Below are 16,454 nucleotides of genomic sequence, written 5' to 3'. Positions count from 1 at the left end.
AGGTTCAACTGTGTTCCATGTATTTAAACTCTAAAAGTCTAACTTCGGTTGACAACACCCCGACTTCGATTGATCCCCTTCCTGAATTCGTCAAAAGTAAGTGTTCCATTGTTAGCTTTTCCACCTGTTCATCTTTAAATCAACCTTTTCACAGCCTTAGTCATTCGGGACAGGAAAATATGATTAACTCATCGGATCAAGAAAGGGAAAATCAGGGTGAGATGGATCATTCCTATGTAGAATTGACCATTGATGTTCTCCGTGCTCAAAACCGGGAATATATCCAAGCATTAAAGGATTTTTTAACGGTTTTACCCAATCCTGGCTGGATTGAATTGGTTTTAATCAAGGCGATTTATCAACTTGCCGAAATTGATAGGGACGCTTGCAGTTGGGTTTTGGATCATTCTTCCTATTTGATGCCGGAGTTGGATGTCAACAATTATGCGGTGCAATCGGTTTGTTTTAAACTCCAATCCCAGGGATTTATTTTCAATCAGGATTTTTGGTTTGCAGCCCCTTTGCAACTCGAACTCACGAAAAATGCTGAACTGGAATTATGGCAGGATGTTTCTATCGGCGATCGCTTAATTATAGAAGAAATTTTGAAAATTCATGACTCCTAAATTGTATTTTTTATCAGGGTTTAAATCCAGTTCTAATCTTGAATTTCTTGAATTTTTTTTAATTGTTATTATTTCCAATCCTGACTTTGAGGAAGTTAATTATGTCTAACGTGATTTGTCCCTGCTGTTCATCTACACTCCTGCGCCATATTCGCCACACAGGAGTTTATTGGTATTGTAGTCGTTGCCATGAAGAAATGCCTGATTTGTCCCTGAATCCTATAGAAAAAGAGAAAGATAAGGAAATTGTTCCATTATCTTCGGTGAAAGAATTGCCAAATTTTAAGTTTAATTATATTTGTTGGATCAATCGAAAGAATTTGTTAAAAGTTGCTAGTTCAGCCTGATTTAATGTTACAACCTATTTAGGGTTGCCATAATCTTCAACTGATCTTTCCCTTCTCCATCGAAAGTTCCATGACAGATAGAGCAAAATTTGTTAAAATTCCCATGTTAATGGAATCAATTCCAAAACACAAAAGTTGATTAAATTTTAATTAGGAGAAAAAATGGCTGATAACAGACTTCGTAACTTTTTAATTGGTGCCGGAATTGCCACTGCGGGTGCTATTGGAACTAAAGTCGCCGTTGATTATTTTCGGAACAAGGGCAAAGAAGAAGTAGTAGATGCAAGTCAAGGAGATGCGATCGCCGCTTCTCCAGAACAAGTGAGTTATGCTGTAGTTCAACCCAGTGAAGTCCAGACCTTTTTAGATACCAGTTTTGGCGAACCCGGTCGTTATGTTCCCCTTCGAGAACCCAAAGTTTTTGATTATCAAGATCAACAATATATGGTAATTTGGGCCGAAGATAATAAAAACAAAAAAAATCAAATGATGGCCTTCCAATATACGGACTCCGGCCGGAAAATGATTGCCAGTGTCGGCTATACTTCTGCAAAAACCGATTATAACCTTCCTGGCCTGGATAGTACCCCCTTTGCGGTGGAAGTCAATGGTCAAAAATTAACCTCTGGTAAAGGAGAAACAGGCGGCAGTAACGACGTCGATTTTGTTCTAGCTTAATTATTCCTTTGTAGAGACGTGCCACGGCGCGTCTCTCTATCTTTAAGGCGATCTACCTAACTCAGTTGACCAATTTTCTGTTGACAATTCTATAATTTGTCCAAAGTCTGACTGATTACAGGTGAGTAAAATAGCTTGATGTGTCAAACTAATAGCAGCAATTCTCAGATCCATAGTCCCTAAACGAGGGTAAGATTTTCGGAGTTGTTGATATGCGATCGCTGCGGTTCCATTAAACGGAAGAATTGGAATTGAACAGTAGTCTGTTGCCAATTGTTGTAGTCCTTGATAGGCTAAAACTTGTTCATCTATATTTTTAGCTCGTCCTAAAAAACTAAGTCGCCCTCTGGTTTGTTCTTCATAAGTAATAATCGTGACAGCAACTTCAACTTTTTCCAGGTTTTCCAGTCTTTCTAAAATGCGTTTTCCCTGTTCTCCGTTGCGCTGAATTAAGCTCAGATGGTCGGTGTCTAGGATGTACATAAACAAATCTGATTAACCTACTTCACAGAGTTACGCCACTCTTTCCCTAATTCTAGGACAGCATCAAAGGTAGGGTCATTTTCGCAACTACCCGCGACTTTTTGCCACCAAGGATTTTTCTGCTCAATGAAGCTAGATAAAATCTGTTTCATCTCTGCGAGTTCCGTTTCTAAAATGGCAACTCGTGCTTCAATTTTTGGGGGCTTTTCTTCAGTCTGTTGAGATATCATAATTTAGGAGAAGTTTATTTAAGATTTTGTATTGATTAAAGTATAGCTCAGGGGAAGCATCGCGTAACCTAATATTGACTCAATCTCTAGTTTTTGTTCGGAATCAACTATTTGCCACTCCCTAGCCATATTTTAATCCTTATTAAAATGAATGGTATAAAATAGCAACAATATTTCCACCCTGCCCAGTGCCATGAACGAACAACGCCTACTCGCCTATCTGTCCCTAATTCAAGCACTCCTCGACTGTCCCAGTGGGGAAGAAAACCAAATCCTCAACCAACATCTCGATTCCTTCACCAACATTTAACAAAGAAACCGGGTTTCTGAGGTTTGGGAATGGGGTAAAATAAAGGGGCTATCCTAAAAATGTGGCGTCATGCTCACCACCGAAACCGAAATACTAGCTATCCTTCGCAACCTACCCCAACCCGCCCTGGAAGAAGCCAAAATATTCTTAGACTTTCTAGCTTGGCGGTATCAAAACCACTCGCCTCAAGGAGCAAATTTAATCGCCAGTCTGCGGGGAAAAGCCACCGGGGAGATGACCACTGATGAGATTCTCAACTTAACGCGGGGTGAAGAATGACGGATTTCCTCGTGGATAGCAATGTGATTCTGGATGTGTTAACGGAAGATCCCCATTGGTTTGATTGGTCATCAGCGCAACTGGCTGATTGTGCCCAAACCGGAACACTGCATATCAACCCTATTATTTATGCAGAAGTATCCATTGGGTTTAAAGATGTAACGGAAGTCGAATTGGTATTATCTTCTAGCTTTTTTCAGAGAGACGCATTACCTTATGAGGCGGCATTTTTAGCGGGTCAAGCCTTTTTACAATATCGTCGCCGGAAAAGAAACCGGGTTTCTAGCAGCATCTCGATTCCTTCACCAAGATTTAACAAAGAAACCCGGTTTCTGAGGGTTGGGAATGGGGTAAAATTGGGGTCTATCCCCTACCTGATGCGCCACGATGGATGAACAACGCCTACGGGCCTATCTGTCCCTAATTCAAGAACTCCTCGACTGTCCCAGTGGGGAAGAAAACCAAATCTTCAGCCAACACCCGGAACTGATTGATGGGACATTTGTGCAGGTGTGCGAACAAATGGCAGAACAATTGCAGAGTGACGGACAAGAGAATAACGCGGGTTTTCTGCGAAATCTGGCACAAGAGGTGGGGGAATATCTCAACAGTCAAGCCCACCCTACATCAAATCAATACTTGCCAATTTGGTTAGAAATCCTCAAAGCTGAAATAGAAAGTGACAGTGACCCCAACGTTGTCTATCCCATCCTGGAAAAACACCAAAATCAACTCGACCTCAATTTTGCTGAAACCCTGACACAATGGTTTCAAGCGGAACTAGACCCCAATAATTCCCAGAGAAATCAAGCTCTAGCATCGTTACTAAACAATTTTGCCATTGATATTGGACAATTTCCATTAGGCAGTCGAGCCGATAATCTGGAAATCGCTATAGCATCCTACCAAGCTGCCTTAGAAGTTTATAGTTACTGGTTTTATGGACAAATATCCAAACAACCAGCTTGATAAGGTTTTACCCTTACAGGGCTAACTACAAGCCTCTCTATTAGTTTTCCATCAAAGACAGAATCACCAACTACTTTTCTTAATATATTCAAACTGCCATTGAGATCGGCATTGTACTTTTTCCCATTAGAAGCTTTAAACAAGCCCCTCTTAACCCTTTTGCCCAGATATTCAACCTGTTTTTGGATCGGCTCAAAATCAAGAAAACTACATTTTGATGTGTAACTTTCTTCGGTGACAGTAACCTTGATTCCTACTAATTGAGCCTTGTAATCTAATTGTTGAATAAATCTGGCATGAGGAATAGAAGTAAAAGATTGGTTGTTTTGCTTACCTAGATTGAGATTTTGTTTCCAGTTATCGTTTTTACCGATAATAAGATGTTTCACATCTTGCTTCACCAGTTGATCAATAATGAATCGACTAGAGGTATGGAGGTAATAATCCATTTTGGCATTACGTTTGTTAGTCAATGCTTCAATTTTGTGGGAATAAAATCTATCAGTAGGTAGTTGAGACTGGCTCTTGGCTTTGACTTTATTGTATTGCTGATTGCAAGATTTTAAAGCCTTGCCACAAACAATAAAAGGCTGAAAATCCGGGCAATTACTGCCAACTGTAGCTAGGTTATTTAACCCTATATCTACAGCAGCAATCCTGTTATTGATTTCCACTTTTGGCGCTTCTTGCTCATAGACAATTTCTGCAACATAGAAACGACCTTTGGGAATTAGTCTAACTTCTTGCAAAGCAGAAATCTGGGTTTTGAGTTTCAGATGCAATCCTGATGGGACAGCAAAACCTTTACTCAACCATGTTTTTGATACAGCCTGATAATTAAAGGTCAAGATATTTCGTCCTGACTTCTTATCTTTATATCTAGGAAGTTTTGGTTTGCCTAGAAACTTGGTTGAATCTGCTTTATAGGCTGTCAAAGACTTGATATATGAATTAAAGCTATTGCTAACCTGTTTAATCACAAGTTGAGAAACCTTGCTAGGCAAAGCTTTGTAATCAATTCCAGTTTTTAATTGATGATAAAGGTTATTGAAAGATGGGATTTTTTGTTCATTAAGAAATGCTTGACGACAAATATACAAAGCACTATTAAACAAGTTTTTGGAAAGAAACGACATCTTGTCAATTTCTTTAAAATGCCTGTTTGATGCTTTGATAATATGCTTTTCGACTAAGAGCATTCGGAATCCCCCTCCCAACATTTAATCAAACACTCAGTCTTTCTTTTTCTGCTTCTGGTTAGCCTATCTTTATACTCTACCACGATGAGATGATAATTTCATGCCATTTATGATATAGCAATCCTATTTGAGTTGTGTTCAAAATTCTTGGGTAAAAGGGAACACCGGATCTGGGAACACCGGATCTGGGGTAATACTTCTGGCTGTTTCATGTCAGTATTAAAGTGTTACAACCTATTTAGGATTGCTATATAGCAATCCTATTTGATTTGTAGGGATAAATAAGCCCGAAATCTAGGCACAGCAAGGAAGCAATATTACAACCTATTTAGGATTGCTATAGTATAAATGGCTATACTAGAAACCCTCCAAAACCACCCCGGACAACTCGCCATCGCCCTCAAAACCGCTCAAATCTGGCTCCGGGATACCACCGTTAAGGGGTTTCAAGACTGGGTGCGAGAATGCCAGCTATTAGTAGGAGGAGATTGGCAAAAACATTTAGCCGAATTTTTCCAAAATATGGGGCAAAATGAAAAGGGGGTTAATGACCGCCCCTATCAGTCTCCCTATCACTGGGCGGCATTCTGTGTAGTTGGACAAGGAGAACAAAAAATGGCAAGCGATAGCGATAAAATTCAAGCCTTTACTGATTTATTGAGCAATGATCTTTTAGCTGACTATTTGCCAGATTTAGAAGAATTAAAACCCCAACTGGGTGATGATGATGAAAAAAATGTAGAAGCGATCGAACAATGGTTAAATAATGATCAGCGTAAATCAATCTTAACATCTTATCAGGAACAATTAAAATCTATCACCTCTATTAATCCCCTCCCGGGCGAAACCGAAACGGGTGAAAAAGGATTCGGTGGCAGTAAACCTAATCCTAAACCTCCCAGTCCATCCCTACAAGAACTGATTGACAACAGCATAAAAGATAATACAAATTTGTCTAAAAATTCAAAAGAAAACCCCCCACAGTCTTGATGAAAAATATCACCTTTAGCTGCTTCGCTTTCCACTTGCAACAACGCCTTGACGATCCCCCCGATGTCCCTAATCCACAGGCGGAGAGTCTCTGGAAAAGTTTAACATTTCTCCCCTTTCCTGAACTCAAAAATATTAAGTCTCAACCCGATAGCGAAGTTCAGTTAACGGCAATTCCGACTGATTTCGGGTTTAAGTTGGAGGGAAATTTGCAACCGTTTCTCCTGAATGATACCTATTGTGTGGATATTACCCTAAAGCCGGAAGGAGAAAATGTAGAAGTTGAAGTTGAACAACTTTCGGCTTTTCAACCCCTGGTTTTCCTGAATCAAATTACAGCAGATTTAGGCAAAGTTTTAACTATACATGGGGAACAAGATCCTTGGATAACACCAAAACTTGAAGATGCGAAAGAATGGGCAAATGCTTTATCTGAGGAGAAGGAGGATAAGTCATTTAATCCACAATTTATTGATCAGTTGGAATTGTTTAATTGTCCCTGTTTTCTGTTTGAAGCCGGGGATTTAACGATTATTATTTCTTTAGCAAAACCCAAACAGTTAGATTTAGAAAAAGCTAATGATAACTATGAGTCGTTGAGGGATTTATTTTGGTGTCAAAAAAAGATTGTGGCGACCTACTCAAAGGCAAAACAGTCTTATCAAACAGCGAGGGAACTCTATAGTAAATTAGAGAAGAACGTGCCAAAATTCTATACAATTTCTAACGAAACTCCAGAACAAAGGCTAAATAGCTTAGATACAATGGTTCAGGAAATTCCCCAAGATTTGTTATATTATAATTGTTGTTTGCGGGATTTAAAAACTCATTATACCACAATTAAAACCAATTCTGATAATTTTAAAACCTGTTTGAGTTCTTTACTAGAGGCGGGAAATAAGCTGGAGGTGTGGTCACGTTTAGCTGAAAAAACCTATCCTCTTTATCTGCGCCAAATCGAGACTTATTTGGAGTATTTGGAACCGGGGAAAGATTTATTTAGCGATTTGATTAATACAATTAGGGCGAGGACGGAAATTGAACAGGTGAAAAGCAACCAATATTTGCAAGACCATATTCAATCTATTGGTGTGGGAATTGCAGCCGGGGCCATCATATCTTCCCTATCGGGTTTGATGATGGAACCCTGGAGTCCTCCCACACGCGATAACTGGATTAAACCCCTTTCCATTCACCCTTTTATTATCGTCCTGGCTGTCAGTACATTCTGTTCCTGGGGTGCATGGAGATTAATGGAATTGCGAATTGAGAGTCGAAGAAAGCGATCGCTAAAAACTACCTCACAAAAACCCGCTCTTAAAAAAGAGGGAAATTCTACCTAGCCGGACTCGAACCCGGAGGACATTGGATAACAGTACCATTAAGGAAATCTTGCATACCCTATTTATTTAATAAAATGAAACATCAAAAATTACCGGAGATTATAGAATTTATTAAAAATTGGTTTAAAACCAATTATTCTGAACAGGTTGTTCAAATTATTTTATATGGTTCTCAAGCTAGGGGGGAAGCTAAACCTGATTCAGATATTGACTTGCTGATTGTGATGAAATCCGCGTTTAATTACTCTGATGAAATCAAAAAAACCAGTGAGTTTATTCAAGAATTATCCTTAAAATATGATACGGTTATCTCCCGTGCTTTTGTCTCTGAGCAGCGTTTTAATCAAGAAAAAAGTCCATTTATTTTGAATGTTCATCGGGAAGGAATTGTTCTATGAGTGATGAACAAAAATTACTACTAGAAAAAGCTAAACGGAGTCTAATGGGTGCAGATTTATTGGTGGAAAATAATCTAGCCGAACTGGCAACGTCCCGTGCTTATTATGCAATGTTTTATATTGCTTCTGCCTTTTTGTTGGCAAAAAACTTAAGTTTTTCTAGCCATTCTGCTGTGATTAGTGCTTTCGGTCGAGAATTTGCCAAGGACAATCAAAAATTTCGAGAATTTCACAGAGCTTTAATTGATGCACAGGATATGCGAAACCGGAGTGATTATGATTTAGATGTTAATATTACCACATCTGAAGCAAAACAACAAATTGATATTGCTAAACAATTTATGAATTTTTGGGAAACTTATCAGGGGAATTAAATAGATCAAGCCAAACAACAACGCGCCGATGGACAAGCTACTTTAAGTTATACAGAGTAATCCTACCTGACTGGACTCGAACCCGCAGGACATTTTAACCCTTCTCCCGGTGTCGGAGTTGAGGACAAAGCCGGGGGTTCGGTGGAGGGTTGATCAGTTTTGCAAATATTGGCTAAGGCCATTACACCGCCTGCTGTGTGGCTGACAGTCACGACTCCAGCATAACTAGGGAGTCTGTCTTGTTTGGCCGCCGCCGTCATCAACACGGTTTCCGCATATTGACCTTCAGTATTAACACTATAGCGATATTCTCCGGTGTCTAAATTAGCATTCAAAGATAACCCTTGAATAGAGTTCGCAAACTTACCATTGGCTTGATAATAAGCCTGTTGTCCCGTGGTCATCGTTTGCATGACAAATTGTGCTTTATCGCTTTCATTCACTTCGGGTAAGGACAAATTCAGAGAACAACTCGTTAACAGGACAGGAGCAACGAGGAGAACTCCCGAAAGCCATTTTCTTAAAGACTTATCCATATTTACCTTAACCTGTAATCACCGGGTGTAACGTTTGTTATTCCCATCTACAGGGTTAAACTAGAGGATTCCTGAATTCCCTATTCCCTATTCCCTATTCCCTATTCCCTATTCCCTGTTCCCTGTTCCCTGCTATATAAACTTCTAAAGTGGTAACTCGGTTAGGTGTTTCTGACACACTCACCCGCATAATTTGGATATGATTATCAATGGGAATGCGTGAAAAATATAAACACATTTCCTCGGTAGTTCCATGGGGACATAGGGGATGATCATTAACAATTTCAGGTAACTGTTTGGCCCAAACTTGTAATTGATTTTCCATTTCTACCATATCCAACCCATACAAATCTTCTGGATGTCTAACTGCTTGCAATTCTAAGCTAATTTCAAAATTATGAAAATGGCAATCTTTCCAAATCGGCGGATTAAAATGTTGACGGTGTAAAGTGGTTTTAATAGTATAATTAAAGGTTAAGGATTCTCGATAAACTTGTTCATTCACCCCGACAATATTGCGATAGGGAATCGTTTGTTTTTCTAGCCATTCTGCGGGATAGTGGGAACGGAATTCTGGTTTCATAGTTAAATAGGATCAAAATTAAATTGATTAAATAGGACTTACGCAGAAACCGGGTTTCCGAACGATAAATCACCGATTTCATCCGCAAAATCAGTGCCAGAAACCCGGTTTCTAAGGAACTTGTAACCATTTATGAATTTGGACTGATAACCGATAGTGGGGAAATTTTTTTAATAATTCTAAAACTAAAGGTAAAGTGCGATCGCGTTGAGTCCATTCTGGTTGTAGAAACACGGGAATTTGATCATTATGCTCTAAATATTCAGCATAAAACTCTAATTCCGTTCCGGTGTCAATTACCATTTTAATCTCGTTTGCTCGTTTCCAGATTAAAGGAATAACAGGATATTTCGGACTAACATGATGTTTTGGACTTAAAGTTACCCAAACAGAATTGGGAATATCTTGCCAAAAAGAACCCGATGTTTCAATAGCAACAGTTCTGACCGTCGCTTCAATAGTTTGAATTAACTGGGGAAGTTGAGCATATATCAACGGTTCTCCTCCTGATATTACCACCCTTGGCGATCGCAATTCTGCAATTAACGAATCAAAAGATCTAACTTTACGCGGTAAATTCATTCCCCCATCTTCATAACCCGTATCACACCAAGGACAACGAACCGGACAACCTGCTAACCGAATAAAATCTACAGGAGTTCCGACCCAATATCCTTCTCCTTGAATCGTCGATTGAAAAGTTTCATGAACTGGAATTTCAAACATCAATATTTTAACAATTTATCCCCCACTAATTTTAGCTTTATATCCTAATTTTATCAAGGTTTCCATCACTTTAGGACGATGATCACCTTGAATTTCAATCGTATTTTCTTTAACCGTTCCCCCCGCCCCACATTGGTTTTTTAACTGTTTAACTAACAATTCCAAAGTTTCCGGTTTAACTTGAAATCCACTAATTACCGTTACAGTTTTTCCCCTGCGTCCTGAACGAGTTGCTTGGACTTTCAGATTGTGTTGATTGGGGGGAAGTTCAGGAACAAAACCTTGAGAACGTTCTAAAGCCGCTGAATTTGTTCCCGTCCCAAACTCCGAATAAACCACACGGTTTCCCCCAGAGTTAACCTTATCCTCAGAATCCCGTTTTGATGTAGCCATAAGCCAGAGCAAGAATTATATTTAAGGGTAAAAAAACAATCTTTACAAAGATAAAAATTTCCTGATCATCGCACATTGACAACAGATTTGTATTCTTTGCGTCTTTGTGTCTTTGTGGTTAAATTAGGCTAAACAAGCCGCAACCAAAAATAAACTATCAACCAAAATTGTACTCAATACCGCTCCCCCAAAAGCCCACCAATGTTGTTCTTTTGATTGTAACGGAAAAACACCAACTCCAAATAAAAATAGGGCAAATCCGACGGCCCAACTAATCCCCCATGGGGTAGTCACTATTTGCAGGGCGTTTTGAAATATTGGTAAGGCTAAGGCGGGTTCAACGTGCATCAGTTGGCGCCAACTGGGAATTAATCCGGCGATATAAAAATATCCGTCCGTGACCGCCGTACCAAATAGGGAACCCAAATAAAACCAGTTTCCCACCTTTCCCCAACCTCGATATAAACACCAGATGGCAAAGGGGACGCCGATAGCTTCTACGGGTAAATGTAAGAGGGGTTCCCAGCGTAACCAACCCCAATAGATTGCACCCGTAAACCAACTCCAACTAAAGCCGAATAATAAGTCTCCCCAAACCCAAGTGGCGGGTTGTCTGATTAATCTCCAACTAATTCCTAGCCATCCCAATGTCAAAATCACGCTAAATTCTGGCCATTGTCGGACTAGGGGGGCTTGGAAAAACACCGGGACAGTCACGAGAAATACCGACGCGAAAAATACCAGCCAAGTCTGGGAGATCCTAACTTTGGCCAGAACTCTCTGAAGGAATCCAGAGGTGGGTTGAATCGGTTGAGTGGTAGTCAAAATAGAACCTAGTAGGATGTTGAGCAATATCTTTAAGATTTATTAAGTAGGTTATCATAATTTAATATATCTTGACAATTATCCCCCCCTAGGGGATTTAATCTTTAATTTAGCATAATGGGGATCGGGTATCTGGTGTCAAAAAATGTTACATATTGTTGCATGGGTTCAGAAAAACGCCAGATGAGTTGCCGAAATCCCCTAATCTGTACTATAGCCAAGCCTGTCGCTCTAAAGCCCTGAGCGATCGGGGCAACACCCGACCACAAGATAAAAAATAAAGTTGACCTTCAAAATTAAGGAGATATTTAAGGTGGCGCTTCCTTTATTAAGTTATGGCCCGACCAGCCGCAATGTTCGCGTGGCTGGCTTTGAAGTAGCGGGTGATGAACAACCCAGAGTATTTACGACGGAAAATCTGCCTTCGGCTTCTGAGTGGAATGAGATCATTTGGGCTGCTTATCGCCAGATTTTCAGTGAACATCAAATGCTCAAAAGCAACGTTCAAACTTGCTTAGAGTCTCAGCTTAAGTTTGGTCAAATTAACGTGCGGGATTTTATTCGGGGTTTAGCGACTTCCGATCCTTTCCTGCGTCGCAATTACCAAACCAATAGCAACTACCGTTTTGTCGAGATGTGTGTCCAACGCATCCTCGGACGGGACGTTTACAGCGAACGTGAAAAGATCGCATGGTCTATCGTCGTTGCTAACAAAGGCCCTAAAGGGTTTATTGATGAGTTACTCGATAGCGATGAATACCTAGATAACTTCGGGTATGATACGGTTCCCTACCAACGTCGTCGGGTACTACTTCAACGCAATCAAGGTGAAGTTCCCTTTAACCTGAAAACCCCTCGCTATAACGAGTACCACCGGAACCAACTGGGCTTCCCCCAACTGGTTTGGCAAAATGCGGTTCGTCGTTTTATTCCCCAAGAAAAACAAATCAAAGCTGGCGATCCCGCACAGTTCCTGGGTTTAGTTACTCCTACCGTTATCCCTGTGACTCGCATTGCTTTAGGTGATATCAATATTGAAACCATGGTTCCCTACCGCAAACGCTAAGGTAAACCGATTTTCAACACAAATATTATTAAAATATTGTTGAAAATTGATCAATTCTAGGGGCGGAGAATTTGGATCTAAAGTGATGAGAACACCATCATTTAATATCTGAATCCTTCGCCCCTAATTTTTGAGAATATTGATTACACAAAGGAACGAATAACCCCGTTTAAATTACTTTTTAAGGGTGTTCCTAATGCTTTGAATTTCCATTGCCCGTTTTCTTGAGAGAGTTCCCCCAGTAACATAGAAGTTTGTCCTGAGTAAGCAGGTTCACCCGAAAGACTATAACGAGCAATTTCTTTACCCTTAGCATCTATGGCTCGGACAAAGGCATTTTTAACCATCTCGAAGTTTTGTTGGCGGTCTTCGGCGTGGTATATGTTCACTCCTAAAATAATTTGATGATAGGTTTTAGGAAGGGTTTTAAAATCAATAATAATTCGTTCATCATCTCCCGATCCTTCCCCGGTGAGGTTGTCTCCTGAATGAACTACGGTATTATTTTTGGTGGCTAAATGTCCGAAATAAATCACATCTTCTTGCTGATTTCTTAATTTTCCTCGCTCATCTAATAATAGGGCAAATCCATCTAAATCGAAATCAGCAGATCCGCTAAATATTCCGCCAAACATTCCTTTTTTAGAGACATCCCACCCTAAGCCCATGACCATTTTTGATAGGTCATATTCGCTTTTATCAAGAACAATGCTTTGACCTTTTTTTAAATTAATCGCCATTGTTAGAATCCTCAAAATAAATTAAACGTATTTGTCTACAAAACTTTGTAAACCCGCATTATATCCCTGTCCGACGGCTTGAAATCTCCATTCACCATTTTTGAGATATAATCTGCCAAATTCCACGGCGGTTTCCCTGGAAAAGTCTTCTTCTAAATCATATTTTGTGACTTCGGTTTGAGTGTCGCCATCATAAATTCTGATATAGGAATTTTTCACCTGTCCGAAGTTTTGACGCCGTTGGTCAGCATCGTGAATAGTCACCACAAAAATTAATTCTTGAATCTCAGGATTGATTTTTGCTAAATCAACAACAAGAGTTTCATCATCCCCGCTTCCTTCTCCTGTCCGACTATCTCCTAAATGTTTAACGGATTGATCAGGAGAGTTTAAGTTATTATAAAATACGAAATATTCATCAATGGGAATTTTACCATCTCCTGCCAACATAAACACAGAAGCATCTAAATCAAAGGCTGTTCCGGTATCACTGGCGTTGACATCCCATCCTAAACCAATGGAGGCTCGTTTTAACCCTGGAGCTTCTTTCGATAAACTGATTCTTTCGCCTTTTTTAATATTAATTGACATGGTTAATCAATTCCTGAAATTGTGAACAAAAAACCGGGTTAACGGTTAACCCTAAAACTAATTAAGTATACTGTTGAACAAAGGTTTCTAAACCTGAATTATAACCTTGTCCAACGGCTTGAAATCTCCATTCACCGTCTTTGCGATAGAGGCGACCGATTTCGATGGAGGTTTCTCTGGAAAAGTCCTCCTCTAAATCATAGCGAGTGATCTCGGTATCGGTTTCATTGTTATAAATTCGGATATAGGAATTACGAACTTGTCCAAAATTTTGTCTTCTGTTTTCGGCTTCGTAAATAGTGACAACAAAGACAATTTCTTGAATATTAGGATCAACAGTATTTAACTCAACAAAAACTGTTTCATCATCTCCGCCTCCTTCTCCGGTGCGATCGTCTCCTAAAGATTCTACTGAACCATCGGGAGATTTTAGGTTATTATAAAATACGAAATATTGTTCGTTGGGAATTTTACCATTACTCCCGATCATAAATACCGATACATCTAAGTCAAAAGCAGCCCCAGTATCAGAAGCGTTAGTATCCCATCCTAATCCCACTCCGGCTTTTTTGAGACCGGGTGCTTCTTTAGATAGACTAACTCGTTCACCTTTACTTAAATTAATGGTCATGGCGTTAATTATTTTCCTTAAAATTGACTTACAAACATTCTACAATAATCAATGGAACTATTCCGCAAAATCAAGATCGCTGATTTAGATGGATTTCACACAAATCTAATCTGTGAAATCAGCGAAATCCGTGAAAATCAGCGATCCGTTTTTGATATTCGGCTTCGGTAACTAAATCTTGGTTACTTTCAACCCGATCTACAAATACAATTCCATTCAAATGATCTAGTTCATGTTGAAAAATTCTAGCGACAAAATCTGTTAATTGTTGATAGCATAATTCTCCTTCTCGGTTGGTATATTCAATTTCTATAGCCTGATACCGAGGAACTAATCCCCTAATTCTAGGGACACTTAAACAGCCTTCCCAGTCTTTAATTGTTTTGTGAGAATGGTTAAGAATTTTAGGGTTAATCATGGCTGTGGGTTCCATCAAGGGTGCGTTAGGATAGCGCAATGTGGGACGGGAGGCAATAATAAATAAGCGATTGCTAATTCCCACTTGAGGCGCGGCAATCCCCACTCCATTAGCTTGAGATGCGGTGATAATTAAATTATCAATTAAGGTTTGAATTCGCTCCTCCCTAACATTATTAATCGGATCAGCATAATGTCGTAAAACTTGGTTGCCCAATTCAAAAATGCCTAAAATTTCACTCATAAATCTCTTTCCATTCAACAATAAACAGCTTAGTTAATCCCCTGCTCCTGCGGCATATTGCCAGTTTTAACTTCTAAGATTAGGGAATTTCCTTGACGGTTTAGCTCTACTTTCATCGGTATTCCGACATTTTTATTTTGAACTAATTCTTGAACATTATCGGATTTTGTCATAGGTTTTTCATCAATTTTTACAATAATATCTCCTGGTTTTAATCCAGATTTCATCGCCGGTGAACCTGGAATTACCTTCATAATTAACACACCATTATCTTGAGTAATGGGGAAATCTAAATCATGATTTTCTTTTAATTCTTGCAGTAATTCCGGGCTGAGTGTGACCATTTCAATACCTAAATAGGCGTGTTCCGCCCGTCCAGTTGTAGCTAATTGTTGGGCAATTTGTTGAGCTTTATTAATCGGAATGGCAAAGCCTAAACCTTGAGCACCACTAATAATAGCGGTATTCATTCCGATCACTTCTCCCTTGGCATTTAATAGTGGCCCCCCAGAATTTCCGGGGTTAATGGCGGCATCGGTTTGAATAAAACCAATCCGTTTATCAGGAACACCAATATCACTACTCGACCGTCCGGTGGCGCTAATAATTCCCACCGTCACCGAATTATCTAATCCTAATGGGTTGCCAATGGCGATCGCCCATTCCCCAGGGGATAGGGCCTCAGAATTGCCAATTTTTACGCTAGGCAAATTATCAGCATCAATTTTGATTACGGCCACATCCGTCACCGCATCCGATCCTAATACCTTGCCATCGAAGCGACGACCATCTTTTAAAACCACTTGCACCCGCTCAGTCCCCTCCACAACGTGGGAGTTAGTCATAATCACGCCATCGGCTGAGAGAATAAACCCGGAACCCGTCCCCTGTTCAATCGGGCCATCGGAGCGGCGTTTGGGGGGAGTCGCCCCAAAAAATTCTTCGGGAAAGCCATTTCCAAACTGCTCCAATCCTCGGCGCTTGGCTTGACGAGAGGCATTAATCCGAACCACAGCCGGCCCAATCTCGTTAACAGCATCGACAATAAAGTTAGAATCTACGGGCTTTGCAGCCACTTTTTGAGCTAACCAGCTAGTCGGACTGGAGGCAGAATTAGCCTGACCGTTGAAATTAGCAGCAGGGGCGGGGGCAGTTTTGACAGGAGTTTCAGCGATTGAGGGCGGAACAGTTGAAGCGGTACGGGTGGCTAACCAGCGATCGCCCATCAAGGCTAACCCACCTCCAATTATCAACAGAAACAGGCTCCAGAGAGGGCTTTTACGATTTTCTTTGTCAGATGTAATTTTCATGTATTGATAACATCAGTAGTTTTGAGGTATTTCCTCGGCTTGCTGGGTTTTTCCAAGCCTCCGGTTTACGGTATTAACTGTAATCAAAAAAGATATCGAGAGGTTTTTAGGTTATAATCAGGGGTTTGGTTCTCTCGTGAACATCAGAAATTGTCGGCATTATTAT

General features: G+C 40.1%; 24 protein-coding genes. 11 read left to right on the top strand and 13 right to left on the bottom strand.

Annotated features, from left to right (window positions below; translation table 11 throughout):
• Positions 1-179 precede the first annotated feature (179 nt).
• The 3 genes from AC559H_RS09210 (at position 180) to AC559H_RS09200 (ending at position 1,651) form a co-directional block, all read left to right on the top strand.
• Positions 180-626, top strand: a complete 447-nt coding sequence (locus tag AC559H_RS09210) for a hypothetical protein (RefSeq protein ID WP_237746355.1) — start codon at positions 180-182, stop codon at positions 624-626.
• A 101-nt stretch (positions 627-727) separates the two neighbouring features.
• Complete coding sequence (locus AC559H_RS09205) at positions 728-973, top strand: hypothetical protein (RefSeq protein ID WP_071782721.1); 246 nt, start codon at positions 728-730, stop codon at positions 971-973.
• Between the two features lie 162 nt (positions 974-1,135).
• Positions 1,136-1,651 carry a hypothetical protein gene (locus AC559H_RS09200; protein WP_026789075.1) on the top strand — a complete coding sequence of 172 codons (516 nt, stop codon included), beginning with the start codon at positions 1,136-1,138 and terminating at the stop codon, positions 1,649-1,651.
• Between the two features lie 42 nt (positions 1,652-1,693).
• On the opposite strand, the gene AC559H_RS09195 is transcribed toward AC559H_RS09200, so the two are convergent.
• Together AC559H_RS09195 and AC559H_RS09190 are read right to left on the bottom strand one after the other, a co-directional pair.
• On the bottom strand, positions 1,694-2,134 hold the full coding sequence (locus AC559H_RS09195; protein ID WP_026789076.1) for a type II toxin-antitoxin system VapC family toxin: 441 nt from the start codon (positions 2,132-2,134) through the stop codon (positions 1,694-1,696).
• A gap of 17 nt (positions 2,135-2,151) precedes the next feature.
• Positions 2,152-2,364 carry a hypothetical protein gene (locus tag AC559H_RS09190; RefSeq protein ID WP_026789077.1) on the bottom strand — a complete coding sequence of 71 codons (213 nt, stop codon included), beginning with the start codon at positions 2,362-2,364 and terminating at the stop codon, positions 2,152-2,154.
• A 379-nt stretch (positions 2,365-2,743) separates the two neighbouring features.
• On the opposite strand from AC559H_RS09190, the gene AC559H_RS09185 reads away from it, so the two are divergent.
• From AC559H_RS09185 to AC559H_RS09175, 3 genes are read left to right on the top strand one after another with little or no spacing between them, the layout of a single operon-like run.
• Positions 2,744-2,953 carry a hypothetical protein gene (locus tag AC559H_RS09185; RefSeq protein ID WP_026789078.1) on the top strand — a complete coding sequence of 70 codons (210 nt, stop codon included), beginning with the start codon at positions 2,744-2,746 and terminating at the stop codon, positions 2,951-2,953.
• The gene (locus AC559H_RS09180; protein WP_237157237.1) at positions 2,950-3,348 is read left to right on the top strand and encodes a type II toxin-antitoxin system VapC family toxin; all 399 of its coding nucleotides are present in this window, start codon (positions 2,950-2,952) and stop codon (positions 3,346-3,348) included. The genes AC559H_RS09185 and AC559H_RS09180 overlap by 4 nt, the downstream gene beginning before the upstream one ends.
• On the top strand, positions 3,341-3,922 hold the full coding sequence (locus AC559H_RS09175) for a hypothetical protein (protein ID WP_026794374.1): 582 nt from the start codon (positions 3,341-3,343) through the stop codon (positions 3,920-3,922). The genes AC559H_RS09180 and AC559H_RS09175 overlap by 8 nt, the downstream gene beginning before the upstream one ends.
• On the opposite strand, the gene AC559H_RS09170 is transcribed toward AC559H_RS09175, so the two are convergent.
• Complete coding sequence (locus tag AC559H_RS09170) at positions 3,892-5,121, bottom strand: RNA-guided endonuclease InsQ/TnpB family protein (RefSeq protein WP_026789080.1); 1,230 nt, start codon at positions 5,119-5,121, stop codon at positions 3,892-3,894. The genes AC559H_RS09175 and AC559H_RS09170 overlap by 31 nt on opposite strands.
• A gap of 348 nt (positions 5,122-5,469) precedes the next feature.
• Here AC559H_RS09170 and AC559H_RS09165 point away from each other — a divergent pair, with 348 nt between their 5' ends.
• The 4 genes from AC559H_RS09165 (at position 5,470) to AC559H_RS09150 (ending at position 8,226) form a co-directional block, all read left to right on the top strand.
• Positions 5,470-6,111, top strand: a complete 642-nt coding sequence (locus AC559H_RS09165) for a hypothetical protein (RefSeq protein ID WP_051319585.1) — start codon at positions 5,470-5,472, stop codon at positions 6,109-6,111.
• A complete protein-coding gene (locus AC559H_RS09160; RefSeq protein WP_071782720.1) occupies positions 6,111-7,454 on the top strand; it encodes a hypothetical protein in 1,344 nt (447 codons plus the stop codon). The genes AC559H_RS09165 and AC559H_RS09160 overlap by 1 nt, the downstream gene beginning before the upstream one ends.
• Before the next feature lie 74 nt (positions 7,455-7,528).
• The gene (locus AC559H_RS09155) at positions 7,529-7,852 is read left to right on the top strand and encodes a nucleotidyltransferase domain-containing protein (RefSeq protein WP_026794373.1); all 324 of its coding nucleotides are present in this window, start codon (positions 7,529-7,531) and stop codon (positions 7,850-7,852) included.
• Positions 7,849-8,226: a HEPN domain-containing protein gene (locus AC559H_RS09150; RefSeq protein WP_026789083.1), complete on the top strand. Its 378-nt coding sequence runs from the start codon at positions 7,849-7,851 to the stop codon at positions 8,224-8,226. Before AC559H_RS09155 ends, AC559H_RS09150 begins: the two co-directional genes overlap by 4 nt.
• A gap of 62 nt (positions 8,227-8,288) precedes the next feature.
• Here AC559H_RS09150 and AC559H_RS09145 read toward each other — a convergent pair whose 3' ends face one another.
• From AC559H_RS09145 to AC559H_RS09125, 5 genes are all read right to left on the bottom strand, one after another.
• A complete protein-coding gene (locus AC559H_RS09145) occupies positions 8,289-8,762 on the bottom strand; it encodes a type IV pilin-like G/H family protein (protein ID WP_026794371.1) in 474 nt (157 codons plus the stop codon).
• A 94-nt stretch (positions 8,763-8,856) separates the two neighbouring features.
• Positions 8,857-9,345: a 6-carboxytetrahydropterin synthase gene (locus AC559H_RS09140; protein ID WP_237745568.1), complete on the bottom strand. Its 489-nt coding sequence runs from the start codon at positions 9,343-9,345 to the stop codon at positions 8,857-8,859.
• A gap of 111 nt (positions 9,346-9,456) precedes the next feature.
• On the bottom strand, positions 9,457-10,071 hold the full coding sequence (locus AC559H_RS09135; RefSeq protein WP_026794370.1) for a 7-carboxy-7-deazaguanine synthase QueE: 615 nt from the start codon (positions 10,069-10,071) through the stop codon (positions 9,457-9,459).
• A 15-nt stretch (positions 10,072-10,086) separates the two neighbouring features.
• Positions 10,087-10,464: a translation initiation factor gene (locus AC559H_RS09130; protein WP_026789087.1), complete on the bottom strand. Its 378-nt coding sequence runs from the start codon at positions 10,462-10,464 to the stop codon at positions 10,087-10,089.
• Between the two features lie 123 nt (positions 10,465-10,587).
• Positions 10,588-11,319 carry a DUF3120 domain-containing protein gene (locus AC559H_RS09125; protein WP_036832284.1) on the bottom strand — a complete coding sequence of 244 codons (732 nt, stop codon included), beginning with the start codon at positions 11,317-11,319 and terminating at the stop codon, positions 10,588-10,590.
• A 283-nt stretch (positions 11,320-11,602) separates the two neighbouring features.
• On the opposite strand from AC559H_RS09125, the gene AC559H_RS09120 reads away from it, so the two are divergent.
• Positions 11,603-12,355 carry a phycobilisome rod-core linker polypeptide gene (locus tag AC559H_RS09120; protein ID WP_026789089.1) on the top strand — a complete coding sequence of 251 codons (753 nt, stop codon included), beginning with the start codon at positions 11,603-11,605 and terminating at the stop codon, positions 12,353-12,355.
• 143 nt (positions 12,356-12,498) lie between these two features.
• Here the strand turns inward: AC559H_RS09120 and AC559H_RS09115 are convergent, their stop codons facing one another.
• The 5 genes from AC559H_RS09115 to AC559H_RS09095 form a co-directional block, all read right to left on the bottom strand.
• Positions 12,499-13,095, bottom strand: coding sequence for a TerD family protein (locus AC559H_RS09115; RefSeq protein ID WP_026794369.1), 597 nt, complete (start codon positions 13,093-13,095; stop codon positions 12,499-12,501).
• Positions 13,096-13,116: 21 nt separating this feature from the next.
• A complete protein-coding gene (locus AC559H_RS09110; RefSeq protein ID WP_026794368.1) occupies positions 13,117-13,686 on the bottom strand; it encodes a TerD family protein in 570 nt (189 codons plus the stop codon).
• A 61-nt stretch (positions 13,687-13,747) separates the two neighbouring features.
• Positions 13,748-14,317, bottom strand: a complete 570-nt coding sequence (locus AC559H_RS09105; protein WP_026794367.1) for a TerD family protein — start codon at positions 14,315-14,317, stop codon at positions 13,748-13,750.
• Positions 14,318-14,435: 118 nt separating this feature from the next.
• Positions 14,436-14,978, bottom strand: coding sequence for a peptide deformylase (gene def, locus AC559H_RS09100; protein ID WP_026794366.1), 543 nt, complete (start codon positions 14,976-14,978; stop codon positions 14,436-14,438).
• 29 nt (positions 14,979-15,007) lie between these two features.
• Positions 15,008-16,288: an HhoA/HhoB/HtrA family serine endopeptidase gene (locus tag AC559H_RS09095; RefSeq protein WP_026794365.1), complete on the bottom strand. Its 1,281-nt coding sequence runs from the start codon at positions 16,286-16,288 to the stop codon at positions 15,008-15,010.
• Positions 16,289-16,454: the final 166 nt, after the last annotated feature.

It is taken from the genome of Planktothrix prolifica NIVA-CYA 540 (assembly GCF_963864145.1).
GTDB classification, from domain to species: Bacteria; Cyanobacteriota; Cyanobacteriia; order Cyanobacteriales; family Microcoleaceae; genus Planktothrix; species Planktothrix agardhii.
Note: the sequence above shows the minus strand (reverse complement) of the source record. Positions and strands in the feature narration are given on the sequence as shown.